Here is a 23,527-nt window from a genome sequence, read left to right as displayed (position 1 = left end):
CGACCGGTCGATGGCAACCCGGCGCAGGCTGAAAACGCGTCGGCGCTGGCCGATCGGGTCCTCGGACAATACCGAAAAACGGGGACGACGGCAGTGCAGACCGGCGCGGCGCCGGCCTCGCCGCTACAATAGCAACCATGAATAAAGCCGCGCCCTCCTCGCCGAACGCCCCCCTCGCCCCTATGGCGGCGGATTCGTCTGAACGCCCCGCCGACGCGGGTGGCGAGCCGTCGCGCGACACCGCATCCCGCCAGCTCGATGGCGACCGAATTCGCTCGGCGCTGGCCGCCACTTGCCGCGACTGGCAGATCGACGTGGTCGAGACCACGGGCTCCACGAACCTCGATCTGCTGACCCGCCTTCGCCGGGACGCGTCGTGCGCGCCCCTGCTGCGCGCCGCGATGCGCCAGACGGGCGGTCGCGGACAACGTGGCCGCGCATGGCAGAGCGTGCCGGGCGACAGCCTGACGTTTTCGCTCGCCTATACGATGCCTGGCGGACCGGCCGAACTGGCCGGGTTGTCGCTTGCGACAGGCGTCGCGGTGGTGGAAGGGCTCTCTGATCTGCCGCTGTCGGCGCCGCACGCGCTCGGCCTCAAATGGCCCAACGATGTGCTGCTGCGCGGCGGCAAGCTGGCGGGCATCCTGATCGAGACGCTCCCGGCCGGACCGGGCCGCATCGGCGTCGTGATCGGCATCGGGGTCAATCTTCGGCGGGCTGCGGACGTCGCCGCCCGCATCGACAACGCCGCGCCTTCCGACGACGGCACGACCTCATCTGCCGCCGTGCCGGTCACGCCGCCGGCGGCGCTCGAATCGGTGCTGGTCGATCCGGATATGTCGACGGTGTTGATCGCATTGGTCCAGCGTCTCGCCACCATGCTGAATCGCTTCGCCGTGCATCGTTTCGGTGTCTTCCGTGACGACTGGGAAGCCATGCACGCCTATGGCGGAGCGTCGATTCGCGTCATCGAAAATGGTCGCGATCTGTTGCAGGGCGTGGCGCTCGGCGTCGACTCGCAAGGTCGGCTGCGCGTCGCGACCCCTGACGGCGAGCGCACGATTGCCAGCGGAGAAGTCTCCGTGCGATTGCTCGATGCGTCCGGCACGCGTGACGCCCAACGGGGCCGTGGATGAGCGCCGCCCGACAGACGCCGCCCCCACGACCGGTGGACACCGCGAAGTCCGCGGCAACGGCGGCGGACACTCGCCTTGCGAAGACATCGCGCGGCAGCCTCGACACACAGGGCGCAAGCAGCGCTGACGGTGCACCTTGGCTGCTCGTCGATGCCGGCAACAGCCGGATCAAATGGGCGCTTGCGCCGGCCGTGCGCCCAGAGGGTTGGAGCGCAGCGGCGCCGTCCTTTCTGGCCAGCGGTGCGGTCGATCACGCCGAATGGCGCACGCTCGCCACGCAAATTCGCGCGGGCTGGGCCGCGCTGGTCTCGGGCTCGGGAGAGGCTCACTTCGCGCCGAACATGGCACCGCTCGCCACCGGCCAGGGCCGACAGGACGAAAGCTTCGTCTGCCCTGCACCCGCGGGTGTCTGGCTTGCCAATGTGGCGGGCGAACCCGCGGAACAAGCCGTGCGCATGACACTGCAAACGCTGTGGGGCATGGCGTCGACCGATTGGCTGCAGGTCTTGCGCGCCAGCGAATCGCGAGCGGGGGTGCGCAATGGTTATCAAGTCCCCACACAGCTCGGCAGCGACCGCTGGGCCAGCCTGATCGGCGCGCACGCCGCGTGGCCGGGCGAACATCTGCTGATCGTCACGTTGGGCACGGCCACCACCGTCGAAGCCTTGTGTGCCGACGGCGATTATCTCGGCGGGCTGATCGCCCCGGGGCCCGCACTGATGCTCCAGTCGCTGGCCCACGGTACCGCACAATTGCCGACGCTCGACGCCACCATGCCAACCGGCGGACAAGCATTCGCATGCAGCACGACCGATGCCATCCTGCGCGGATGCGCCGCGGCGCAAGCCGGCCTGGTCGAGCGCAGTCACGCACAACTGCAGGCACAACTCGGCGCACCCGTGCGTTGCGTGCTCTCGGGCGGCGCACGCCAGGCGCTCGCGCACACCCTGACCATGCCCGTTACCGAACACGATCAACTGGTACCGGCCGGCTTATACGAGGTGGCGCTTCGGGCTGCCGAGTGCGGCGCAGCGGCGAGCGCGACATCCGCCCCCCACATGACCGATATTTCGGTATCCCCATCGCAAGATGCCGATCCATCCCCCGGGGGTGCTTGAGATGTTGCGTGCGCTGTTGCTTGTCATGTTTCTCGCGGCGAATGCAGCACTCGCCGCTGTGCAGTTCGGCTGGCTGAAATGGCACGATGTGCTGCCTGCCACCGGCCGCGAACCGGCGCGGGTCGAAAGGCAACTCGAACCGGAGCGAATCCGCTTGACCGGAGCAGCGATCAGCGGTCAGTCGCCCGCCGCCTCCCTCCCTGTCGGTGCGTCGGGCGGGAGACACGAATCGCAAGCCTCAGGAGCGGCGACGTCGGCCGGCGCTTCAGGCGCTTCAGGCGCTTCAGGGGCGACCGCCGCATCGGCAGGGTCTTCCAGCCCCGGAACGTCCGAGTCGGCATTGACGACGATGGCCGCAAGCCGGGCCGTCGCCGCCGCGACAACGAACGCGGTATCGGGCGATGCGGCGGCTTCGCAGGCCGCCGCCGCGAAGGTCGCGCCCATCTGTCTGGAAGTCGGCCCGTTCGCCGCCAACGACGCGCAGCAAGCGCGCGGCCTTTTGCTCGCCGCGCTGCCTTCAGGGCAAGGTGACATTCAATCGGTGGCGCTCGACAAGCGGTACTGGGTACATCTCGATCCGGTGCCCAACAAACCCGCCGCCGATAAACAGGTTGCGCAATTGCGTGCAGCAGGGGTGACGGAGTATTTCCTGCTCAACGGCGAAGGCTCGACGCTCGTCGTCTCGCTCGGACTGTTCAACGACAAGGAGCGTGCGGTGCGCTTGATGACCGCCGCGCAGAAGCGAGGCATCACGCCGCAACTGAGCGAAAGGCCCAATGCCAAGAGCCGGATCGTCTACCGGATTGTCGGCATCAACGCGAACGCGGCCGCCCAGATTCGCGGCGTCGTGACACAACAATGGACGGCGCAGTGGGTGCGGACATGCCCCGCCCCGGCCGGTAGCGCGCCGGGGTAATTGAACCGGCCTGCGCCTGGCTCAGCCGACGCGCTTCAACGACACGACCGGCCGCACAATCCCGGTCTGGATACCCCGTGCGTTCTTGACGATCGGCGACACCCACGGCGCCAGTCCGGTCGCCTCGGGCGACTCGACCAACCCGAGAGCCTTGAGTACGGCCACCGCTGCGGTATATAGCGCACGCATATTGCCGTCGACAACTTTGATGGCAATGCCCAGGCCCGCCGAGCGAACGCCGATCGTCTGCACGCCATCGGCGCCGATCTTGGCCACCCAGTCCCCGGGCGCCATGCGCATGAACGCCAGATCGTTGCGCGCCGTGCCGGACACCATCTCCGGCTGCTGCGTCATGGCGGCGAACAAGGTCGAGAGTGCCGCGTCGTCGCTCGCGGCGAGTCGGGCGTACGCGGCAGCGAGCCTGTCGAGCGGCAACGCGTAGTTCGGCGCGGAGCATCCGTCGATGCCCAACGCCAGCGTCTCGCCCTTCACGCCGACGACATCGCCGACGCGTGCGCGAATCGCCTGTTGCAGCGGATGCGCCGGATCCAGGTAGGTATCGAGCGGCAAGCCGTGCTGCGCGCAATACGCGAGAAAGCCCGCATGCTTGCCCGAACAGTTGTGATGCAGCGACGTCGGCTTCAGATCCGCCGGGGCACGTTTTCCGGTGGCGGAGTAAAACGTCGGCATGTGACAGCCGCACTGCAAATGATGCTCGTCGCAACCCGCCTTGCTCAGTAGGCTTTTCACACCATCGACGTGAAACGCCTCACCGGAGTGGCTCGCGCACAGTAGCGCCAGCTCCGGCTGCGTCAGACCGAAATGCGCGACGCCGTCGCCCTCGACGAACGGCAGCGCCTGAAAGGGCTTGAGCGTGGAGCGCGAAAACGTCAGAAACGACGGGTCGCCTGCGGCGTATCGCAAGTGCCCTTGCGCGTCGACCACCGCTACGGCGCCGTAATGCACGCACTCGACGGTATCGACGCCCATCGCGCCGCGCGTGACTTCAACGAGCGGGGCCAGATTCATGATTGGGCGCGCACCTTCTTGAGCAGCGACGTCGTCGAGCGCTGATGTTCGAACGGAATGGCCAACGCCTTGCCGCCCCAGCCACGCACGAGCGCAGACTCCGGCAGCGTGTCCATCTCGTAGTCGCCGCCTTTGACGAGAATGTCGGGACGCACGGCGGCAATCAGCGCCTCGGGCGTCGATTCGCCGAACGTCACGACATAGTCGACGCTTTGCAACGCCGCCAGCAGTGCGGCGCGGTCGTTTTCATTATTGATCGGCCGGTCGTCGCCTTTGCCGAGCGTGCGCACCGAGGCGTCGCTGTTCACCCCGACGATGAGGCACGCCCCCAACGCGCGCGCCTGCGCGAGATAGGTCACGTGACCGCGATGCAAGATGTCGAACACGCCGTTGGTGAACACCAGCGGTCGCGGCAGCGTCGGCGCCAATGCGGCGAGCGCCTCGCGCGGGAGAATCTTGGCCTCGAAATCGGCCGGAGGAATGACTTGGGAAGCGGACATGACGATCGTTCGAAATAGATGCGCTATTGTCCCACGCCGCGTATGTGGCAACAAAAAAGGGGCCGAAGCCCCTTTCCTGTCGATACCGTCGGCGCCGAACGCGCGATTACGATGCCGTGGCTACGGCCGGTGCGGCCACTGCCGCCAGACGGCTGGTGATTTCCTTGCGGTAACGGTTCAAGTCCTGCGCCGTCGCGAACGTGTGCTCGAACAGCAACGACATGTTGTGCAGAATACGCTCGACGACCTTCTTCTCCCAACTGTCGTCGAACTTGATTTGCTCGTCGAGCCAGTGTTCGAGCCACTCCGGTTCCGGCAAACGCGATTGCACCGTGTCGTTCGGGAACAGGTCCTTGTTCACGTGCAGGTTGGTCGGGTGCAGCGGCTTTTCGGTGCGACGCGCCGACGCCATCAGCACGCCGATCTTCGCGAACGCGGCGCGCGCGTTATCGCCGAAGCTCGTCAGTGCCTTCTTCATGTAGCGCAGATAAGCGCCGCCATGACGCGCTTCGTCGCGCGAGATGATTTCGTAGATGGCCTTGATGACCGGCTCGGTGTGCCATTCGGCCGCACGGCGATACCAGTGATTCAGGCGAATTTCGCCGCAGAAGTGCAGCATCAGTGTCTCGAGCGGCGGGGCCGGATCGAACGGGAAGCGCACGGCGTGCAGCTCGGCTTCGGTCGGCACGAGGTCCGGGCGGAAGCGGCGCAGGTATTCCATGAGCACCAGCGAGTGCTTCTGCTCTTCGAAGAACCAAACGCTCATGAACGCGGAGAAATCGCTGTCGTCACGGTTGTCGCGCAGAAACATCTCGGTGGCCGGCAGCGCCGCCCATTCCGTGATGGCATTCATCTTGATGGTGCGCGCCTGATCGTCGGAGAGTTGGCTTGCGTCGAACTTGTCCCACGGAATGTCCTTCTCCATGTTCCAACGCACTGCCTCCAACGACTTGTACAGTTCGGGATACAGCATTTCGTTCATTTCAATTACCCCCAAGGTCGCGAGACCTTACACCAGGACTCAAGATAGTATTGTGAAAGTTTACGCCGAATTTCGACAGACAAAACGGTGAGCGTGTCGTGGGCGGCCCCCGCCGTCCGACTTCACGTCTTGAACCCTGCCGTCGCTGAAGGACGACGAATTAACGCCTGTAATCTGGCCGCATCCTGGCGATATGGCTTAGAGCGAGCCTACTAAAATATGGCCAAACTCTTGAATCATAACATAAAAGCCGTTTAATCCCGCCAACGTCGCCCCTCGCGTGACAGTAATGCGTCGTAATGTTGACGCCCGTCAAATTGTCACGCAAAGCACCTATGCTCAATGGGCGACAGGCTTTCCGACACACCTTCGGCGGCCAGCCCGGCGCGTGGCCAGCCGCTTGGGCGTGTTGAGCATCAACGCCTGCGAATGCGGACATCACGGCAGCGCGTCAGGGTTTGCCCTTGTGCCATGGGCCTGCGCGCGCGGCGTCCGATGGTCTACGCTGAAATCAATCGTTCCGTAAGTGCGACCGGGTGACAGCCCCCATCCCTGCCGACGCCGACGTTTCCTTTTTCCGCGCCGCGCTTTGAGGAAAGTTCTCAGTCGCAAATACGCAACACGTTGTATCGGCCGGCGCACCGGCAGAACGAGCCATGCGCCGCCAACGGGCCTACCGACTCGACTGGATCCTTGACCGATAAGGAGCCGAGCATGCCCACTCGTCCCGCACTTGCCGCATGGCTACGCACCGTCTGCTTTCTGGCGACGGTGGCAACGGCCCCCGGCGCCCTGGCGTTCGACGCCGGGCAACTCGCGTCGCAAGAAATCCCCACCGCCCATCTGGTCGGCCACGGCTCCTTCACGCGCCTGGGTTTTCATCTCTACGACGCGGAACTCTTCTCAGGCGCCGAGCGCGTCAGCGCGAACTGGAGTGCGCATCCGCTGGTGCTCGATCTGCGCTACGCGCGCAGTTTCAAATCTCATACGCTCGTGCAGCGCAGTCTGATCGAAATGACCAAGCTGCAAGTGGCCACCGATGCGCAACGGGAGCGCTGGGCCGAAGAACTGGCGCGCATCCTGCCCGACGTGACGGCCGGGCAGCACTTGACCGGCGTGTTCCTGCCCGGCGACGGCACGCGGTTCTTCTCGGACGGCAAACTGATCGGTCAAATCGCGGGCGACGCCTTCGGCCGTGCTTTTTTCGCCATATGGCTGGATCCGCGCACCAGTGCCCCCGACCTTCGCGCCGAATTGATCAGCGACGCGCGATAGGTCGCCGGGGCGGCCGACGCCGTCGGGTGTCTCATCCGCGCCACGCACGCTGCAACATCGCGGTGCAAACGTGCGTTGCCGTTGATAATTGACCGAAAGCCGATCCCGACGCCGCGCGCCCGGGATGACGGAGAGCGGCCCCGCCCCGGCCATGGACGGGTCCATCGAATCGCGCTGTCCAGGCGCCCACGCGAGCATGCCTATGGATATCGATCATGCGGCTGCGCTCACGCGCCTGACGCGCTACTTCGAGACCCTCACCCGCCAAAGCGTCGGGAATCTGGGCGAGTTCTACGCGCCCAACGTCTATCTCAAGACGCCGCTGCACGAGGTGCGCAGCGCCGCCGAAGTGGCGACGCTGCTCACGCACCTATTCGAGCGTGTCGACGTGCCGCGCATTGAATTTACCGCCACGCTGCTGCAACACAATCAGGCGCTGCTGGTGTGGAATCTGCATTTCCATACCAAACGGTGGCTTGACGACGAACAGGTCATTCATGGCGCATCGCACCTGCGTCTCGCTGTGGACGGACGCGTGGCCTATCAGCGCGACTATTGGGACGCCACTGAAGATATCTACGTCAAGCTCCCCATCTTTGGACGTTTATTGCGTTGGCTACGCCATCGACTGTTTCGTTGAGACGTCGGCACGCGGCCATTTGCCAGAGGGCAGTTTTCTTCAATACACGGCGTCCGTCGCCGCCTACATTCGGAACCTCGCTTCACCCGCTTTCTTCAGTATCGAGGGATCCGATGACACTTTTCTATTCAATGGCCGCGTTCGCACTGGCCGCTTCGATCACGCCGGGTCCGGTCAATGTCGTGGCGCTGGGCGCGGGCGCGCGCTATGGCCTCGGACCGAGCCTGCGTCACGTGACCGGTGCGACGGTGGGCTTCGTCGCGTTGCTCGTTGCGGTCGGCTTCGGCGTGCACGAGTTACTGCACCGGATGCCCGTACTGATGCGCGCGATTCAGTGGTTCGGCGTGGCGTTCCTGCTTTATATGGCCTACAAACTGGCGATCGATAACGGCGTGTTGAACGACGCCGACACGCAGCGTGGCCCGACAATATCGAAAGGCGCCGTCATGCAGTGGCTCAATCCGAAAGCCTGGCTCGCGGCGCTGGCCGGAATGGGCGCGTACACGGCAGGTGATCCCGCGCGCATCTGGCAATTCGCTGCGATCTACTTTGTCGTTTGCTGGTGCTCGGTGGGATGCTGGGCCGCCGCGGGTGCGATGTTGCGTCATCGCATGCGCGACGCGCGGCGCGTGCGGCGTCTGAACTGCGCGATGGCGGCGCTGTTGGCGGGAAGTGCCGTGTATCTTGTCGCGACCAGCTAAGGAAACATGCGCCTTCGCGGCGTCGAATCACGCTGCGTGCGGCTCCCGGTAATGCCCCGGCGTCGTGGCGAGGCGTTGTTTGAAGGCGCGTTGGAAATGCGCCTGGTCCGCGAAGCCCGCATCGAGCGCCACCTCGGCAATGGCATGTCCACGACGCAGTCGGCGCCGTGCATATTGAATCCGCTGGTCCATGAGAAAGGCGTGCGGCGTGAGTCCGTATTGCTCTCGAAAGACGCGTGTCAGATAAGAGGCCGACAGGCCCGCCGCCGCGCAGATCTGCGCAAGCGTCAGCGCCTCTGTGCAGTGCGCACGGATGAAATCGGCGGCGCGGCGCAGCTTGTGCGAGTCGTCCCGCATCGGTTGCGGCGCAGGGTTCAACCGCTCATGCACGTCGATGAAAAACTGCTGCACCACGCTCTCGCGCTCAAGCCGGTCGCGCGTCGCGTCGGTGCAAACGTCATAGAGCCGGTTAAGCCCCCGGTACAACACCGGATCGTCAGCGGACATCGGGTCGAACAAATGCAGATCCTGTCCATGCCCGAAACCCAGTTCCCGCTGCGTTTCGCGCAACCACGCCGTGTCGACGAACAGCATCCGATAGGCCCACGCCTCGTCGTCAATGGGATTGCAAGCATGCACCGCGTCAGGGTTCATCACGACAACGCTGCCGCGGCCCACCGTCTCGTGTGCCCGACCATTCCGATAGGTACTACGCCCTCCCGTCACGGCGCCGATGGAAAACGTCTCATGGCTGTGCAACGCGTAGCAGACGCGACGCCCATCGCGCACCTCTCGCGCTTCGAGAAACGGCAGCGCCGGATCGCGCCAGAACGTCGACGGGTACGGACACGCAACAGTGGATTTCGACATAGGGGCGGGATCAGTGAGGACAACAACTCATGCGGCCGGCTTGCCAGTATCCGCCACGGCGGCGGGCGACTCCGCCGATAGCGGTGAATTCGCCGGCAATCCGCCGCCCCCGACCGCGCCGGCCTCGACACGATGGAGCGGGCTCGTGCCATCCGCTTCCGCCACGAGCCATGCGGCAATCGCGTCGCGCTGCGCGTAGGCGTCGGCCTCGCCCAGCGCAATGAGTTCCTGCGTATAAGACGACTCGAACAGCAGGTAGCTGGCGAAGGCCGCGCCGCGCGCTTCGTCCGCCCCGATCGCGCCGAGGATCGTACGAACGGCCCGCGGCAACTGCTGCAGATGACGCGCTGCAATCGGCTCGATGCGCTGGCTTGGCGAGATCAAAAGCGTCTCGATGGGCCGCCAGCCGCTGGATTCGCGTTGCGCCTCGGGCACATGCCGCAACACATTGTTGATGTGCTGGAGGCGTTCCAGATCCGCCGACAGGCCGTCGATGAACACGCTTGCGAGCGCCTGCCCGCCGATCTGCGCCAGACTGGGATAGCCACCGATGCGCTCGCCGCTGCTGTCGAGTCCGTACTGTCCGTGCGCCGCGCCAATGATGAGGATGCGGGTGGCGCCCAGATGGATCGGTGGACTGAGCGGTGCAATCTGGCGCATCGATCCGTCGCCGAAATACTCGGGCTGCCCGTCGAGATCGAGCTCGACGGCGGGGAAAAGAAACGGGATCGCACTCGATGCCAGCAAGTGCTGCACGCTCAGCGGCACCGCGCGCGCCAGGCGCAGCGAACGCTTCCAGGCCTGAATCGGCTCGGCGCTCTGGTAGAAGGTGACATGCTTGCCCGACGAGTACGAAAGCGCCGTCACCGACAAAGCCTCGAGCGCCCCCGACGCGAACACGTCGGGCAGTCGATCGAGACGGATCGCACTGCGCAACATGTCGCCGAGTGGCGACCAATCGAACAGCGAGCGCGGTGAGCGACGCAGCGCCCAACCGAGCGAAAGCGCCGCCAGCCAGCGTGCCCCGGTGCCCGCCATGCCCAGCGAGTCCGCGCGGAACACCTGACCGGCGTGAAATTGACGCCACACCGCGTCCAGCTTCATGACCCCATGCTGGAAATCGTCGGCGTGCGACGCGAGCGCGGCAGCATTGATCGCGCCGGCCGAGGTGCCACAGACAATGGGAAACGGAATCGCGCGACGCGACGGCAGAACCTCGCGTTGGATCGCGGCGATCGCGGCCAGCACGCCCACCTGATACCCCGCGCGTGCGCCACCGCCCATCAGGACGAGGCCGGTACGTTCGCCTGAAATCATGGGGGCCTCCTCCCGCCGTGGTCAACGTTGTGGTTGTCGTTGTCGTTGTCGTTGTCGCTATCGCTATCGCCGTGACCGAAGCCGTCGTCGCGTCTACCGCATGTGCCGTTCGTGCGACCGCCCTACCACTTCCAGGCGGCCTGCTTACCCGGCGTCTTGCCTGCGGCGGGCGCGGCCTTCGCCGACGTCTTGGCAGACGTTTTTGCCGCGGCCGACTTCGCCGGCGGCGTCTTGCTGGCCGGCGCACGCTTGGCAGCGGTCTTGCCCGCCGCCTTGCTCGTACCCGCCGCCCGCTTGGCGGTGCCGGCCTTTGCCGTGGCCTGGCCAGACGCCTGCGTGGGCTTTGCGGGTTTTGCCGGTGCGCTCTGCGTCGCCTTGGCAGCGGCATCCGACATTTGCGCCGCGGCGGCTTCCGTCATTTGTGCCGCAGATACACCGGCCGCCTGCGCAGCAGCGGCAATCTGGTCGAACTGCGTGCGCATGGCGTTGAACCAAAGCGACGGGTCCAACGCACCATAAGCGTTGCCCGCCTGCGCGAACGGCGACTGTGTGTCGCCGCCCGCCGGGGCTTCCTCGGCCGCGGCCGCCTTGGGTTCCGGTTGCGGATCCGGTTCCGGCTCGGGTTCCGGTGCGCTCGCCTGCGGCTCGACGTCTTGCGCCGGCGCCTCGGCGGCAAACGGCGAGCGCCAGAAGTTCGCCGCGCCCGCCTGTCCGAACGGCGACGCACTCGCCTGCGCGTCGCTCGCGGCGCCGAAGGTGCCGGTGCCGAACGAGCGAAGCGTGGCATAGGTGGCCCGTTGCACTTCGAAGGCCTGGATCGTCGAGCGCAGCACATTCAGATTGAGCGTGAGCCACTGCTCCACCGCTCGCATCTCGGCGATGCGATTCTCGATCTCGTCGGGATCGAGCAATGGCGCCGCGCTCTGCATCAACTGCGTGAGCGGCGAGGTGAATGTCGCGGGCGGGCTGAACGCTTCCCACATCTTCTTGAGAATGTCGAAGCCGTTGGGCATGGCACTCGTCGAATCGCTCATTACAGTCTCCAGTCACGGTCGGGGACGCACGGCCCGCGGGGCAATCCCGGCAAGTCGCGCACATCCTGAGCGCCTTTGCGCGCACGTCGGCGCGCGGAGGGCGTATGGATATGGATCATACGCCGAGCGTGCGCCAGTGGTGTGTCAGAACGGGGCGTCGCCGCTGTAATCCGGCGCGCGGCGCTCGCGCAGCGACGCAATGCCTTCGCGCACGTCCGGCCCCGCGAAGCCCATGAATTCGAGTGCGAGCGACGCATCGAACGAGGGCCCCGCGCTGCGCAACCAGTTGTTGAGCGCGTACTTGGTCCAGCGAATGGCCGTGGTCGAGCCACGCGCCAGCTTGTCGGCCACTTCGAACGCGCGCGGCAGCAGGTCGGCCTCGTCGACGGTGAGCGACACGAGCCCGATGCGCTCGGCCTCTTCGCCCGTGACCGGCTCGCACAGCAGCAGGTAGTACTTCGCCTTCGCCATGCCGCAGAGCAGTGGCCAGACGATGGCGGCATGATCGCCCGCCGCAACCCCCAGCCGCGTATGGCCGTCGATGATGCGCGCCGTCTTCGCGGCAATCGAGATGTCCGCGAGCAGGCCCGCGACCAACCCGGCCCCCACGGCCGGGCCGTGCATGGCGGAGACGATCGGCTTGCTGCAATTGATCACGTTGTAGACGAGATCGCGCGCTTCGCGCCACACGCGGGAGCGCACGGCGAAATCGTCGGCCATGTCTTCCACGAGCGACAGGTCGCCGCCGCCGGAGAACCCCTTGCCTTCGCCTCGAATGACGACCGCGCGCGTCTCGGTGTCGCGATCGATGTCGCGCCACACATCGGCCAGTTCCTGGTGCATGCGATGGTCGGCCGTCGACAGGCCGCTCTTGTTCGCCCCGGCGCCCATGATGAGTTCGAGTACGCCATTGGGATGCCGATTGAATTGCAGCGACTGGTAGTGTTGATAGGGGTCTTGCGACATGGCTTACCGCTCCAAAAAAATATCCCCGCGCAAGCGGGGATGGGGAGACGGCGGCACCGGACAACGCCGATACCACCGACGGTCAATCTGTGGTGGATGCGCGCAGCGTCGGCCGCCTCACCGTCATGCGAGATCGGCAGGACTCACAACTTTCGCGCGGCACTCACGGCGCGAGTTGCCACTTGCCATTCTCGATTTCGACCATCACACGGGCCCGCTGGTCGAGGCCGAGGTGATCGGTCGGGCTCATGTTGATCACACCATTCGTGACGTGCATGTTCTTGCTCGTCTCGAGCGCGTCGCGCAACGCCTTGCGGAATTCCGGCGTGCCCGGCTTGGCCGTCTTCAGCGCGATCGGAATGGCGCGCTGGAGCAGAATGCCGGCATCCCATGCATACGAACCGAAGGCGGCCACCGTGCCGGCACCGAACTTGGCTTCGTACTTCTTGATGTAGTCGAGCGCCACCGCCTTGGCCGGATGATCGTTCGGCAGTTGCGACGCCACGAGCACCGGGCTCGCCGGCAGGTACGTGTTGTTGCAATCCTTGCCGCACACGCGCAGGAAGTCGTTATTGCCCACGCCGTGGTTGTGATACACGAGCCCCTTGTAGCCGCGCTCGGCCAAGGCCTTCGGCGGCAGCGCGGCCGGCGTGCCGGCGGCGCCCACGACGACGGCGTCCGGGTGCGCGGCCATGATCTTCAGGATCTGCCCCGTCACGCTCGGATCGGTGCGGGCGAAGCGCTCGCTGGCGACCATCTTGATCTTGTGCAGAGCGGCGAACTTGGCGACTTCCTCGTAGAACGCTTCACCCAGCGCGTCCCCCTGACCGATGAACGCCATCGTCTTCACGCCATGACGGCTCGCATGCTCGGCGATGGCTGAAGCCATCTGCGCGTCGGTCTGCGGTGTCTTGAACATCCAATAACGCTTGGCGTCGACCGGTTCGATGATGCGGGCCGACGATGCCAGCGAAATCGTGGGCGTCGTGCCGCTGGCGATCACGTCGATCATCGCGAGCGTGTTCGGCGTGATCGACGAACCGATGATGGCGTCGACATGATTCTCGGAGATGAGCTTCTTGGTGTTCTGAACGGCGGTCGTGGTATCCGACGCGTCGTCGAGCATGATGTACTCGACCTTCTGGCCACCGATCTCGGTCGGCAGCATCGTGATCGTGTTGCGCTCGGGAATGCCAAGTGACGCGGCAGGCCCGGTGAGAGAGATATTCACGCCGATCTTGACCTGAGCGGCAGCACCGCCGGCCATCGCCAGCAACATCGCACCCAGCAGGGCAGTGCGCACGGGGTTTCGCATGGAGAGTCTCCTGATCTGGTCTGGCCCGCGCTCGGTTTTTCTCTTGCGCGGGCCCCCTGGAAAAGAGGCCTCGCGCCGCGCCGGCGAAAATTAGGGCCGGCTCGCCTACCCGATAGGGGTGCGAACCGACTCAAGGAGACAAAGCATAGCGGAGCCGGAATTCCCCGCCATATCCGGGTTCACCCTATTGACGCATCGCCGCGAACGCCGCAAAGGCCCGCGGGACGCCGACTTTCAAGGCCCACAGGCATTTCCCGCCGCGTTGGCGACAAGAAGTCACTCATCCAGCGGCGAGACAGCCTGATCGATGGCGCCGAAGATCGACTTGCCCTGCGCGTCAAACATTTCGATGCGCACGCGATCGCCGTAGCGCATGAACGCGGTCTCCGGCGCGCCCTTGTCGATCGTCTCCAGCATGCGCTTCTCGGCAATGCATGCGCTGCCGCGGCTGCGATCCTTATTGGAGATCGTGCCCGAGCCCACGATGGTGCCCGCGCGCACATTGCGCGTCTTGCACACGTGCGCCACGAGTTGGCCGAAGTCGAACACCATGTCTTCGCCGCATTCGGGCGCACCGAACTTCTTGTCGTTCCACTTCACGGTAAGCGGCCGGTGCACCCGGCCAGCGTGCCAGGCATCGCCCAGCTCGTCGGGCGTGACGGCCACCGGCGAGAAGCTGCTTGCCGGTTTGCTCTGGAAGAAGCCGAACCCCTTGGCCAGTTCGGCGGGAATCAGGTTGCGCAAGCTCACGTCGTTGACGAGCATCAACAGACGCACGCCTTCGAGCGCGCGTGCCGGGGTGGCGCCCATCGGCACATCCGACGTCACCACGGCAACCTCGCCTTCGAAGTCGATGCCGAAGTCTTCGGACGCGCAGACGATGTCGTCCGTCGGTCCAAGGAAGTCGTCGCTGCCGCCCTGGTACATGAGCGGATCGGTCCAGAATTCGGGCGGCATGTCGGCCCCGCGTGCGCGGCGCACCAGCTCGACGTGGTTCACATAGGCCGAGCCGTCGGCCCATTGGTACGCGCGCGGCAGCGGCGCCATGCATTCGGCCGGATCGAACGCGAAGACGTTGCGCGCACGCTGGTGATTGAGTTCGGTGTAGAGCGTCTGGAGCTGAGGCGCGTAGAACGTCCAGTCGTCGAGCACGCGTTGCAATGTGGGTGCGATGGCGTCGGCAATGCAGGCGCTCGACAGGTCGCGCGACACGACGATCAGTTGGCCGTCGCGGGTGCCGTCCTTGCGGGTAGCGAGTTTCATGGGATGGAGTCTGCGGGCCCCCTGAGGCCCGATAGAATGGCGCGTGAAGCCGAAGATTCTACCTGAGGGCATCGCCCGCCCGTTGAACGGCCGCCGACACGATCTGTCGAACCGAGTGCATCGCAATGTGAGATCCTGAGCCCGTGACGTTCCGGTGGATTGTGGCTCGTGCCGTCGCTCGCTAAACGTCGGAATCGCCCGCATTGTCCGTCTCGCCCTTATTGCTCCTTTTGCCAAGCAGTGCCCAACGTGCCTCCGGCCCCCATCGATTCCCAGGACGCGGTCTTGCCGCCCGCTGGCCCGACACCGTCAGCGGCGGCTCGCCAGCGCGGGCTTTGGCGCACGCGTGGATTCGTCTGGGTGGGCGTGATGGCCGCCGTGCTCGCCGTCCACGGGCTCATCGCATTGTGGGTCGCGAGCGACCGGTCGTCGATGGAAGACACGCCGATTCCCGAGATTCCGGTCACGCTGATTCCGCTCAAACCTGTCGCACCTCCCGCACCGCCGGCGCCGCCCGCACTCCCCGCGCCGTCAGCGCCCAAGCCGGCCGTCAAGCCGCCCCCCCGCAAGCTCGCCCCCCCCGCGCCGCGGGCCGCCCCCAATACGCTTGCCGCACCGGCCACGGCGAACACGCCCGGGCCGCAGGCGGCCTCACAGACCGTCGCAAGCGAAGGCGACACGTCTGGAGCGCCCGCCAGCAGCGCGCAAGCCACCTCGCCGCCCGGCCCGCCGCTCACGGCAGCCGCCGCCAATGGCGACAGGTTCGATCCGCCGCCCTCCGCCACGATGGCGTACGACGCGTACATGAACGGCGTGCGCAATCAGACCGGCGAACTGCAATGGGTCAACGCAAACGGCCATTACCGCCTGCGCGTGGCGGTGCCGATCATCTTCTTCGGCACGTTCGAGTTCATCAGCGAGGGCGGTTTTGACGTGAACGGCATTGCGCCATCTCGTTATGTGGAAAAACGCGGTCGTCGCGCCGAATACGTCAGTGACTTCCATCGCGATGGCACGCCGATGCTGCACTTCTCGCGCTCCGGCCAGTCCATGCCGCTCGCGCCCGGCGCCCAAGACCGATTCAGCGTGATGATGCAGCTGGCAAGCTATGCGAGAGGCAATCCGGAACGCTACGCGCAGGTCGGCGTGACGCACGAGTTCACGGTGGTCGACACGGACAGCAGCGAAGTCTGGCCAGTGCAGTACGTTGGCCAGGAAACCTTGCGCACGCCGCAGGGCTATGTCGAGACCCGCCACTTCACGCGGTTGCCGCGTAAGGCGGGTGACGAGCGACGCGTCGACATCTGGCTCGCGCCATCGCTCAACTGGATGCCGGTGCGCGTCAAGCAAACCGAGCCGTCGGGCAACGAATTCGAACTGGTCTTCACACAGCAATCGTCGCCTTGAGCCGGCCCGGCTCGGCTCGGACCTCCGGGGCGCTAAACCCCGCGCCCCCATTCGTTAGAATTTCGAGCGATGTGCACGTCGCACCGCGGCGCGGCGCAGTGTTGTCGTGCTACTACGGTTCGCCAGCAGAAGTCCAAGGTTCCTGACATAATCAGAAACATCCCACTGCACCTACGCCACTTCGCCAACGCATCGACGAGATTTGGGGGACCGCTCACCATGAAAGTCAGTGCCAACGGTGCATCGATTCATTACGCGGTGGAAGGCCACGGTCCGTGGGTGACGCTCGCGCATCCGCTGGGCGCGGATCTCACGATCTGGGACGATCTGGTGCCCGACCTCGCGGCCCATTTCCGGGTGCTCCGATACGACAGCCGCGGCCATGGCCGCAGCGACGTCCCCGCCGGCCCTTACACCATCGAACAACTGGCCGCCGACGCGACCGCATTGCTCAATTCGCTGGAAATCCCACAAACGCACTTCGTCGGCATTTCGATGGGCGGTGCCGTCGCGCAACAAGTCGCGCTCGATGCGCCGGAGCGCATCGCCAGCCTGACGTTGATCGACACCACGGCCGGTTACGACGACGCCGACGCGAAGGTGTTTCGCCAGCGCGCCACGCAGGCACGCGAACGGGGCATGAAGGCGCTTGCCGACGGCACGCTCGAGCGCTGGCTGGGCGAGCGCTTCCGCAAGCGCCACCCCGAGGCATCGGAACGCGTTCGCGCGCTGGTGGCCAAGGCGCATCCTGAGGGTTTCGCGGCCGCCTGCGAAGCGCTGGCCGCGTTCGACGTGCGAGCCAAACTGTCGGAAATCGACGCGCCGACCCTGGTGCTGGTCGGGGAAAACGATCCCTCTACGCCGCCGGCCGTCGCGCGACGCATCGCCAGCGGCATCGCCGGTGCCCGGCTGGAAATCGTGCCCGACGCCGCCCATCTGTCGATCGTCGAGCAGAAACAGTTCGTAACCAATGCCCTTGCAACGTTTTTGCTCGGGGCGTCCTCTAACGTGTGAACCAGCAAGCTGCGGGACCTGTAGCGGGATCTTAGACAAGGAGGGCCAAAACCATTGAATTCGTCAGCCGGTGTGCCGATAAGCGAATCATGGGGCACTGCCTCTTGAAATCGCGCCGCGTCGCCCCTATGTGGGTTACTGAGGACCATGCAGGAACACCAGGAGAGTTGCCATGCTCATGATTTACAACAGCCCGAACTACTATGTGGTCGAGTTTGCCGCGGATAACGGCGATCACGCGCTATCTGCCGGTGGCTATGAAATCGTGGACAAAACCGCTGGCCGTGAGATTTTTCTCGACGGCACGCTTGCCCGGCAATTCCGTGAAGAAGTGCAGAAGTTGATCGCCAGCGAGCCCTCCGAGGACGAAGTCGATGAATTCCTCGGCCAGTTCGATACCTTCATGACGAACCCGGTCGTGCTCCACTGACGCCAACACCGCACGCGGTGCCGCCACCCACACCCAACCCTCGCCACGGCGAGGGTTTTTTCATGGCGTCGAAGCTTACCGGCATGTCATGCATCACCGCCGTATCCCGCACGGCAATGGCCTCGCGCAGGCCCTCAGCACTGTTCCCACGGGAGTCCTTCGAAGCGCCACCCGTTCACGGCGTTGCGGTGATGGGTGCCGTCCAGATCGCCCTCGAAGCCGTGCAGCACGGCATACACGTTGCGGAACCCGGCCGCCTCGAGCGCCTCGCCGGCCGCAGTGCTCCGGTTGCCGCTGCGACAGATCAGCAGCACGGGACGCTCGCCTCCAGCGCCGGCGAGCTTGCGCACGCTCTGGACGAAATGGGGGTTGATCTCCCAATCCGGGCCGTCGTTCCACGCCACGTGGATCGCCCCGGCCGGGTGTCCCACGAACAAGTATTCCATTTCGCTGCGGCAATCGACGAACAGGGCATTGGCCTTGGCTTGCAGAAACTGGTGAGCGGCGCTCGGGAGCAGGAATTCCATATCGTTGGCGAAAGCGGGTCAGGACGGCGCGGCGCGCGCGTCACGAATCGCCGCCGGCGCCGCCCGGCAGGCGGCGGCACGCGGGCGGCGGGCGCGAAAACCATTACAATTATAGGTTTTCCGGCCACTCCAAGGCGACGTCCGTCATGACCACCGCTAGCCCATCCGCCGCCAACGCCCATACGGGGACCGCATCGACCACGGCTCCGGCCCGCTCGCAGCCACGCTACACGCGGGGTCAGGCACTGCCCGCGCTGCTCGAATCGCGCATCCTGATTCTGGACGGGGCCATGGGCACGATGATCCAGCAGTACAAGCTGAGCGAAGCCCAGTACCGTGGCGAGCGCTTCGCCGACTTCGCGCACGACGTCAAGGGCAACAATGAGCTGCTCTCGCTCACGCGCCCCGACATCATCAGCGAGATTCATCGCAAATACCTTGCGGCAGGCGCCGATATCCTCGAGACGAATACGTTCGGGGCGACGACGATCGCCCAGAGCGACTATCACATGGAGGATCTGGCCGACGAGATGAACCGCGCGTCGGCACGTCTGGCGCGCGAGGCCTGCGATGCCTTCAGCACGCCCGACAAGCCACGCTTCGCCGCCGGCGCCATCGGCCCGACGCCGAAGACCGCGAGCATCAGCCCGGACGTGAACGATCCGGGCGCGCGCAACGTCGACTTCGACCAACTGCGCGACGCCTACTACGCGCAAGCCAAGTCGTTGCTCGAAGGCGGCGTCGATCTGTTCCTCGTCGAGACGATCTTCGATACGCTCAACGCCAAGGCCGCGCTCTTTGCCATCGACGAGCTGTTCGAAGACACCGGCGAGGTATTGCCGATCATGATCTCGGGCACCGTCACCGATGCCTCCGGGCGCATTCTGTCGGGCCAGACGGTCGAAGCGTTCTGGAATTCGCTGCGTCACGCCCGCCCGCTCACGTTTGGCCTGAACTGCGCGCTCGGTGCGACGCTCATGCGTCCGTACATCGCGGAACTGGCCAAGCTGTGCAACACCTACGTGTCGGTCTACCCGAACGCCGGCCTGCCCAACCCGATGAGCGATACGGGCTTCGACGAGACGCCCGACGTGACGTCGAGCCTGCTCAAGGAATTCGCGCAGGCGGGCCTGGTGAATCTGGCGGGCGGCTGCTGCGGCACCACGCCGGAACACATCGCGGAGATCGCGAAGGCGCTGGCTGACGTGAAGCCGCGCCGCTGGCCGTCGCAGTATCGCCCCACCGGCGGCGGCGACGGCACGGATGGCAACGACGGCGACGACGCCTGAGCGTAGCCAGCGTCCGCCCGACGAAGACAAGATTGATTGCAGCAAGCCCGGCGCGCCGCCGTCGCCTCTCACGCACGAGGCACGGCCAACGCGCCAACCACTGAACGGATTGCCCCATGAGCCAAACGCCCTTCCTGACGCCTGTCGAATCCGTCGAGCCAGTGCAGCCGATGCGCCTGTCCGGCCTCGAGCCCTTCAACATCGGCGCGGGCACGCTCTTCGTCAACGTCGGCGAGCGTACCAACGTCACGGGTTCGAAAGCGTTTGCGCGCATGATCCTGAACGGCCAGTTCGATGAAGCCCTCGCGGTCGCCCGCCAGCAGGTCGAGAACGGCGCCCAGGTCATCGACATCAACATGGACGAGGCGATGCTCGACTCCAAGGCCGCGATGGTGCGCTTCATGAACCTGATCGCCTCCGAGCCGGACATCGCGCGCGTGCCGATCATGATCGACTCGTCGAAGTGGGAAGTGATCGAGGCGGGACTGAAGTGCGTGCAGGGCAAGGCCATCGTCAACTCGATCTCGCTCAAGGAAGGCCGCGAAGCGTTCGTGCATCACGCCAAGCGGATTCGCCGTTACGGCGCCGCCGCCGTGGTCATGGCCTTCGACGAACACGGGCAGGCCGACACCTACGCGCGCAAGACCGAGATCTGCGCGCGCAGCTATCGCGTGCTCGTCGACGAAGCGGGTTTCCCGCCCGAGGACATCATCTTCGATCCGAACATCTTCGCGGTGGCCACCGGCATCGAAGAGCACAACAACTACGCGGTCGACTTCATCAACGCCACACGCTGGATCAAGGCGCACCTGCCCGGCGCGAAGATCAGCGGCGGGGTGTCGAACGTCTCGTTCTCGTTCCGCGGCAACGACCTCGTGCGCGAAGCGATTCACACCGTGTTCCTGTACCACGCGATTCAGGCGGGCATGGACATGGGCATCGTCAACGCCGGTCAGCTCGGCGTGTATGAGAACCTCGATCCCGAACTGCGCGAGCGCGTCGAAGACGTGGTGCTCAACCGCCGCGACGACAGTACCGAGCGTCTGCTGGAAATTGCAGAGCGCTTCAAGGGCGGCGCGCAACGGCGCGAAGAGAACCTGGAGTGGCGCAACCAGCCGGTCGAAGCGCGTCTCGCGCATGCGCTGGTGCATGGCATCACCACGTTCATCGTCGACGACACGGAAGAAGTGCGCCAGAAGATCCACGCCGCGGGCGGCCGTCCGATCCAGGTGATCGAGGGCCCGCTCATGGACGGCATGAACGTCGTGGGCGATCTGTTCGGCGCGGGCAAGATGTTCCTGCCCCAGGTCGTCAAGAGCGCGCGCGTGATGAAGCAGGCCGTCGCGCATCTGGTACCGTTCATCGAAGAGGAAAAGGCGCGCATGGCCGCCGCCGGGGAAGACGTTCGCTCGAAGGGCAAGATCGTGATGGCCACGGTCAAGGGCGACGTGCACGACATCGGCAAGAACATCGTGACCGTGGTGCTCCAGTGCAACAATTTCGAGGTGGTGAACATGGGCGTGATGGTGCCCTGCGCCGACATTCTCGCCAAGGCGAAGGAGGAAGGCGCCGACATCATCGGCCTGTCGGGTCTCATCACGCCGAGTCTGGAAGAGATGGCCTACGTCGCCTCCGAAATGCAGCGCGACGATTACTTCCGCCTGCGCAACATTCCGCTGATGATTGGTGGCGCCACGACGTCGCGCGTGCACACGGCCGTGAAAATCGCGCCGCACTATGACGGCCCCGTGATTTACGTGCCCGACGCGTCGCGCTCGGTGTCGGTCGCCTCGAATCTGCTGTCGGACGAAGCCGCCGAGCGATACCTCGAAGAGGTCAAGACGGATTACGAGCGCGTGCGGGCACAGCATGCCAATCGCAGGGCCACGCCGATGGTCTCGCTCGCCACCGCGCGGGAAAACAAGTTCAAGATCGATTGGTCGACGTACGTCCCGCCCAAGCCGAAGTTCATTGGCCGGCGCGTGTTCAAGAACTACGACCTGGCTGAACTGGCGGACTACATCGACTGGGGCCCGTTCTTCCAGACGTGGGATCTGGCCGGCCCCTTCCCCGCGATTCTCAGCGACGCGATCGTCGGCGAGTCGGCCCAACGCGTCTTCGCGGACGGCAAGGAGATGCTGGATCGCATGATCAAGGGCCGCTGGCTGACGGCCAACGGCGTGATCGCGATGCTGCCCGCCAACGTGGTCGGCGACGACGACATCGAAATCTATACGGACGAGTCTCGCTCGGAAGTCGCTTTCACGTGGCATAACCTGCGACAGCAAAGCGAGCGGCCCGTGGTCGACGGCGTGCGTCGCCCGAACCGCTCACTGGCCGACTTCATCGCGCCCAAGGACAGCGGGGTGGCGGACTACATCGGCGTGTTCGCGGTCACGGCCGGTCTCGGTGTCGACGCCAAGGAAGCCGGCTTCCTCGCCACACACGACGACTACAGCGCGATCATGCTCAAGGCATTGGCCGACCGACTCGCCGAGGCGTTCGCCGAGTGCATGCACGCGCGCGTGCGTCGCGAGTTCTGGGGCTACGCCAGCGGCGAGCAACTGGACAACAATGCCCTCATCAAGGAAGCGTACGTCGGCATTCGCCCGGCCCCGGGCTACCCGGCTTGCCCCGAGCACTCGGTCAAGGGACCGATGTTCCACTACCTGCAAGCCCATGAAGTCGGCATGAGTGTGACGGAATCGCTCGCCATGCTGCCCGCCGCGAGCGTCTCGGGCTTCTACCTGTCGCATCCGGACAGCACGTACTTCAGCGTCGGCAAGATCGGCCCCGATCAGGTCGAGGACTTCATGGAACGCGCCAACGTGGACGAGGCCACCGCCCGGCGCCTGCTGGCCCCGCAACTGTCGTAATCGCATGCCTTCGCGTGACCCGGTGGGCGGCATGACGACTGCACGCCGACGCCGGTGTCACGCCCCTGTCGCAACCGACGCGTAGTGTCCCGCCCGTTCGGGCTGAGCCGGCAGATCGGATCCTCGGCCACCGGCGCCTTGCCATCTGTCGACCGGCTCACTTCGAGAGGTTCCATGCACGCATTGCAAAGCATTCAGAATTTCCACCTCCTGCCGCTGCTCAACACAGCCGTCTCGCTGCTCGTCGCGTTCATCCTGGGCACGATCATCGGTGTGGAGCGTCAGGTCCGCCAGCGCACGGCCGGTCTTCGCACCAACGTGCTCGTGGCCGTGGGGGCCGCCGCCTTCGTCGACTTGTCGATGCGGCTCATGCCCGGCGATACGCGCGTGATTGCCTACGTCGTGTCGGGGGTCGGCTTCCTCGGGGCCGGCGCCATCATGAAAGACGGCGCCTCGGTGCGCGGCCTGAACACCGCCGCCACGTTATGGGGCTCGGCCGCCGTGGGCGCCGCCGCCGGGGCCAGTCTGATCGTCGAAGCAGTCGTCGTCGCGGGCTTCGTGCTGGCGGCCAATACGTTGCTGCGTCCGGTTGTGAACCGCATCAACCGCGCCCCGATCAACGAGGCGACGTCGGAGGCGACTTACGCGCTGTCCGTCATCTGCGCCCGCACGACGCAACGAGAAGTGCTCGACAAGGTGGAAGCCTGGCTCGAAGCGTCGAACTATCCCGTGCGCGCGCTCGATATTCACCCGTTCGGCGAAGCCGACGTCGAGATCGAAGCGCTGTTGCTGCCCACCGCCGTGCAGGCTGGCGAACTCGACGCCCTCTCCGATCATTTGGAAACGCTGCCGGGGGTGAATCAGGTGTTCTGGTCGAGCCGTTCGGACGACTAGGGGAAACATGCCGAGTGATGCGCGATGA

22 protein-coding genes are annotated in these 23,527 nt (G+C 65.4%); 12 read left to right on the top strand and 10 right to left on the bottom strand.

Translation table 11 applies throughout. From position 1 onward, the window contains the following. The first annotated feature begins 137 nt into the window (after nt 1-137). Genes BGP02_RS10345 through BGP02_RS10335 form a run of 3 tightly spaced genes read left to right on the top strand, consistent with a single transcriptional unit; the run spans nt 138 to nt 3,170 of the window. On the top strand, nt 138-1,136 hold the full coding sequence (locus tag BGP02_RS10345) for a biotin--[acetyl-CoA-carboxylase] ligase (protein WP_083902290.1): 999 nt from the start codon (nt 138-140) through the stop codon (nt 1,134-1,136). Further along, the gene (locus BGP02_RS10340; protein WP_083902291.1) at nt 1,133-2,254 is read left to right on the top strand and encodes a type III pantothenate kinase; all 1,122 of its coding nucleotides are present in this window, start codon (nt 1,133-1,135) and stop codon (nt 2,252-2,254) included. The genes BGP02_RS10345 and BGP02_RS10340 overlap by 4 nt, the downstream gene beginning before the upstream one ends. Beyond that, nucleotides 2,226-3,170: an SPOR domain-containing protein gene (locus BGP02_RS10335; protein ID WP_261939324.1), complete on the top strand. Its 945-nt coding sequence runs from the start codon at nt 2,226-2,228 to the stop codon at nt 3,168-3,170. The genes BGP02_RS10340 and BGP02_RS10335 overlap by 29 nt, the downstream gene beginning before the upstream one ends. Before the next feature lie 21 nt (nt 3,171-3,191). Here BGP02_RS10335 and BGP02_RS10330 read toward each other — a convergent pair whose 3' ends face one another. The 3 genes from BGP02_RS10330 to BGP02_RS10320 form a co-directional block, all read right to left on the bottom strand. Then, complete coding sequence (locus BGP02_RS10330) at nt 3,192-4,199, bottom strand: asparaginase (protein WP_017233761.1); 1,008 nt, start codon at nt 4,197-4,199, stop codon at nt 3,192-3,194. Then, the gene (gene rfaE2, locus BGP02_RS10325; protein ID WP_017233762.1) at nt 4,196-4,699 is read right to left on the bottom strand and encodes a D-glycero-beta-D-manno-heptose 1-phosphate adenylyltransferase; all 504 of its coding nucleotides are present in this window, start codon (nt 4,697-4,699) and stop codon (nt 4,196-4,198) included. The genes BGP02_RS10330 and rfaE2 overlap by 4 nt, the downstream gene beginning before the upstream one ends. 106 nt (nt 4,700-4,805) lie before the next feature. Next, nucleotides 4,806-5,672 carry a ferritin family protein gene (locus tag BGP02_RS10320; protein WP_026131919.1) on the bottom strand — a complete coding sequence of 289 codons (867 nt, stop codon included), beginning with the start codon at nt 5,670-5,672 and terminating at the stop codon, nt 4,806-4,808. 723 nt (nt 5,673-6,395) lie between these two features. Between BGP02_RS10320 and BGP02_RS10315 the strand changes: the two genes are divergently transcribed. From BGP02_RS10315 to BGP02_RS10305, 3 genes are all read left to right on the top strand, one after another. Next, the gene (locus BGP02_RS10315; RefSeq protein WP_261939325.1) at nt 6,396-6,956 is read left to right on the top strand and encodes a chalcone isomerase family protein; all 561 of its coding nucleotides are present in this window, start codon (nt 6,396-6,398) and stop codon (nt 6,954-6,956) included. A 202-nt stretch (nt 6,957-7,158) separates the two neighbouring features. Continuing rightward, a complete protein-coding gene (locus BGP02_RS10310; protein ID WP_017233765.1) occupies nt 7,159-7,596 on the top strand; it encodes a nuclear transport factor 2 family protein in 438 nt (145 codons plus the stop codon). A 113-nt stretch (nt 7,597-7,709) separates the two neighbouring features. Then, the gene (locus BGP02_RS10305) at nt 7,710-8,297 is read left to right on the top strand and encodes a LysE family translocator (RefSeq protein ID WP_286798442.1); all 588 of its coding nucleotides are present in this window, start codon (nt 7,710-7,712) and stop codon (nt 8,295-8,297) included. A gap of 27 nt (nt 8,298-8,324) precedes the next feature. On the opposite strand, the gene BGP02_RS10300 is transcribed toward BGP02_RS10305, so the two are convergent. The 6 genes from BGP02_RS10300 to BGP02_RS10275 all read right to left on the bottom strand — a co-directional run bounded on the left by BGP02_RS10300 (nt 8,325) and on the right by BGP02_RS10275 (nt 15,062). Next, nucleotides 8,325-9,167 carry an AraC family transcriptional regulator gene (locus BGP02_RS10300; protein WP_150562223.1) on the bottom strand — a complete coding sequence of 281 codons (843 nt, stop codon included), beginning with the start codon at nt 9,165-9,167 and terminating at the stop codon, nt 8,325-8,327. Between the two features lie 27 nt (nt 9,168-9,194). Next, nucleotides 9,195-10,484 (bottom strand): patatin-like phospholipase family protein, encoded by a 1,290-nt coding sequence (locus tag BGP02_RS10295; protein WP_017233768.1) that lies wholly within the window; start codon nt 10,482-10,484, stop codon nt 9,195-9,197. A 122-nt stretch (nt 10,485-10,606) separates the two neighbouring features. Continuing rightward, on the bottom strand, nt 10,607-11,518 hold the full coding sequence (locus tag BGP02_RS10290; protein WP_286798441.1) for a PhaM family polyhydroxyalkanoate granule multifunctional regulatory protein: 912 nt from the start codon (nt 11,516-11,518) through the stop codon (nt 10,607-10,609). Nucleotides 11,519-11,662: 144 nt separating this feature from the next. Next, nucleotides 11,663-12,484, bottom strand: coding sequence for an enoyl-CoA hydratase/isomerase family protein (locus BGP02_RS10285; protein ID WP_017233770.1), 822 nt, complete (start codon nt 12,482-12,484; stop codon nt 11,663-11,665). Nucleotides 12,485-12,647: 163 nt separating this feature from the next. Then, nucleotides 12,648-13,799, bottom strand: coding sequence for an ABC transporter substrate-binding protein (locus BGP02_RS10280; RefSeq protein WP_017233771.1), 1,152 nt, complete (start codon nt 13,797-13,799; stop codon nt 12,648-12,650). A 276-nt stretch (nt 13,800-14,075) separates the two neighbouring features. Next, nucleotides 14,076-15,062 carry a fumarylacetoacetate hydrolase family protein gene (locus BGP02_RS10275; RefSeq protein ID WP_286798440.1) on the bottom strand — a complete coding sequence of 329 codons (987 nt, stop codon included), beginning with the start codon at nt 15,060-15,062 and terminating at the stop codon, nt 14,076-14,078. Nucleotides 15,063-15,347: 285 nt separating this feature from the next. Between BGP02_RS10275 and BGP02_RS10270 the strand changes: the two genes are divergently transcribed. From BGP02_RS10270 to BGP02_RS10260, 3 genes are all read left to right on the top strand, one after another. Beyond that, nucleotides 15,348-16,469, top strand: a complete 1,122-nt coding sequence (locus BGP02_RS10270) for a DUF3108 domain-containing protein (protein WP_286798439.1) — start codon at nt 15,348-15,350, stop codon at nt 16,467-16,469. 219 nt (nt 16,470-16,688) lie between these two features. Further along, complete coding sequence (gene pcaD / locus BGP02_RS10265) at nt 16,689-17,483, top strand: 3-oxoadipate enol-lactonase (RefSeq protein ID WP_017232001.1); 795 nt, start codon at nt 16,689-16,691, stop codon at nt 17,481-17,483. 172 nt (nt 17,484-17,655) lie between these two features. After that, complete coding sequence (locus tag BGP02_RS10260) at nt 17,656-17,913, top strand: BTH_I0359 family protein (protein ID WP_017232000.1); 258 nt, start codon at nt 17,656-17,658, stop codon at nt 17,911-17,913. Between the two features lie 134 nt (nt 17,914-18,047). On the opposite strand, the gene BGP02_RS10255 is transcribed toward BGP02_RS10260, so the two are convergent. Continuing rightward, nucleotides 18,048-18,440, bottom strand: coding sequence for a rhodanese-like domain-containing protein (locus tag BGP02_RS10255; RefSeq protein ID WP_017231999.1), 393 nt, complete (start codon nt 18,438-18,440; stop codon nt 18,048-18,050). Nucleotides 18,441-18,586: 146 nt separating this feature from the next. Between BGP02_RS10255 and BGP02_RS10250 the strand changes: the two genes are divergently transcribed. The 3 genes from BGP02_RS10250 to BGP02_RS10240 all read left to right on the top strand — a co-directional run bounded on the left by BGP02_RS10250 (nt 18,587) and on the right by BGP02_RS10240 (nt 23,499). Further along, on the top strand, nt 18,587-19,729 hold the full coding sequence (locus tag BGP02_RS10250; protein ID WP_286798438.1) for a homocysteine S-methyltransferase family protein: 1,143 nt from the start codon (nt 18,587-18,589) through the stop codon (nt 19,727-19,729). 116 nt (nt 19,730-19,845) lie between these two features. Further along, nucleotides 19,846-22,605 (top strand): methionine synthase, encoded by a 2,760-nt coding sequence (gene metH / locus BGP02_RS10245; RefSeq protein ID WP_017231997.1) that lies wholly within the window; start codon nt 19,846-19,848, stop codon nt 22,603-22,605. Nucleotides 22,606-22,788: 183 nt separating this feature from the next. Then, nucleotides 22,789-23,499 (top strand): MgtC/SapB family protein, encoded by a 711-nt coding sequence (locus BGP02_RS10240; protein ID WP_026131610.1) that lies wholly within the window; start codon nt 22,789-22,791, stop codon nt 23,497-23,499. Nucleotides 23,500-23,527: the final 28 nt, after the last annotated feature.

This window comes from Pandoraea sp. 64-18 (assembly GCF_001899225.1).
GTDB classification, from domain to species: Bacteria; Pseudomonadota; Gammaproteobacteria; order Burkholderiales; family Burkholderiaceae; genus Pandoraea; species Pandoraea cepalis.
The sequence above is the reverse complement of the archived record's forward strand: the minus strand, read 5'-3'. Positions and strand labels throughout refer to the sequence as shown.

Coding starts and splice junctions, on each gene's coding strand:
- BGP02_RS10310 (WP_017233765.1), top strand. CDS start 7,159: ATGGATATCGATCATGCGGCTGCGCTCACGCGCCTGACGCGCTACTTC.
- BGP02_RS10330 (WP_017233761.1), bottom strand. CDS start 4,199: ATGAATCTGGCCCCGCTCGTTGAAGTCACGCGCGGCGCGATGGGCGTC.
- BGP02_RS10345 (WP_083902290.1), top strand. CDS start 138: ATGAATAAAGCCGCGCCCTCCTCGCCGAACGCCCCCCTCGCCCCTATG.
- BGP02_RS10315 (WP_261939325.1), top strand. CDS start 6,396: ATGCCCACTCGTCCCGCACTTGCCGCATGGCTACGCACCGTCTGCTTT.
- BGP02_RS10320 (WP_026131919.1), bottom strand. CDS start 5,672: ATGCTGTATCCCGAACTGTACAAGTCGTTGGAGGCAGTGCGTTGGAAC.
- pcaD (WP_017232001.1), top strand. CDS start 16,689: ATGAAAGTCAGTGCCAACGGTGCATCGATTCATTACGCGGTGGAAGGC.
- BGP02_RS10260 (WP_017232000.1), top strand. CDS start 17,656: ATGCTCATGATTTACAACAGCCCGAACTACTATGTGGTCGAGTTTGCC.
- BGP02_RS10340 (WP_083902291.1), top strand. CDS start 1,133: ATGAGCGCCGCCCGACAGACGCCGCCCCCACGACCGGTGGACACCGCG.
- BGP02_RS10300 (WP_150562223.1), bottom strand. CDS start 9,167: ATGTCGAAATCCACTGTTGCGTGTCCGTACCCGTCGACGTTCTGGCGC.
- BGP02_RS10280 (WP_017233771.1), bottom strand. CDS start 13,799: ATGCGAAACCCCGTGCGCACTGCCCTGCTGGGTGCGATGTTGCTGGCG.
- BGP02_RS10290 (WP_286798441.1), bottom strand. CDS start 11,518: ATGAGCGATTCGACGAGTGCCATGCCCAACGGCTTCGACATTCTCAAG.
- BGP02_RS10285 (WP_017233770.1), bottom strand. CDS start 12,484: ATGTCGCAAGACCCCTATCAACACTACCAGTCGCTGCAATTCAATCGG.
- BGP02_RS10335 (WP_261939324.1), top strand. CDS start 2,226: ATGCCGATCCATCCCCCGGGGGTGCTTGAGATGTTGCGTGCGCTGTTG.
- BGP02_RS10255 (WP_017231999.1), bottom strand. CDS start 18,440: ATGGAATTCCTGCTCCCGAGCGCCGCTCACCAGTTTCTGCAAGCCAAG.
- BGP02_RS10275 (WP_286798440.1), bottom strand. CDS start 15,062: ATGAAACTCGCTACCCGCAAGGACGGCACCCGCGACGGCCAACTGATC.
- rfaE2 (WP_017233762.1), bottom strand. CDS start 4,699: ATGTCCGCTTCCCAAGTCATTCCTCCGGCCGATTTCGAGGCCAAGATT.
- metH (WP_017231997.1), top strand. CDS start 19,846: ATGAGCCAAACGCCCTTCCTGACGCCTGTCGAATCCGTCGAGCCAGTG.
- BGP02_RS10295 (WP_017233768.1), bottom strand. CDS start 10,484: ATGATTTCAGGCGAACGTACCGGCCTCGTCCTGATGGGCGGTGGCGCA.
- BGP02_RS10305 (WP_286798442.1), top strand. CDS start 7,710: ATGACACTTTTCTATTCAATGGCCGCGTTCGCACTGGCCGCTTCGATC.
- BGP02_RS10250 (WP_286798438.1), top strand. CDS start 18,587: ATGACCACCGCTAGCCCATCCGCCGCCAACGCCCATACGGGGACCGCA.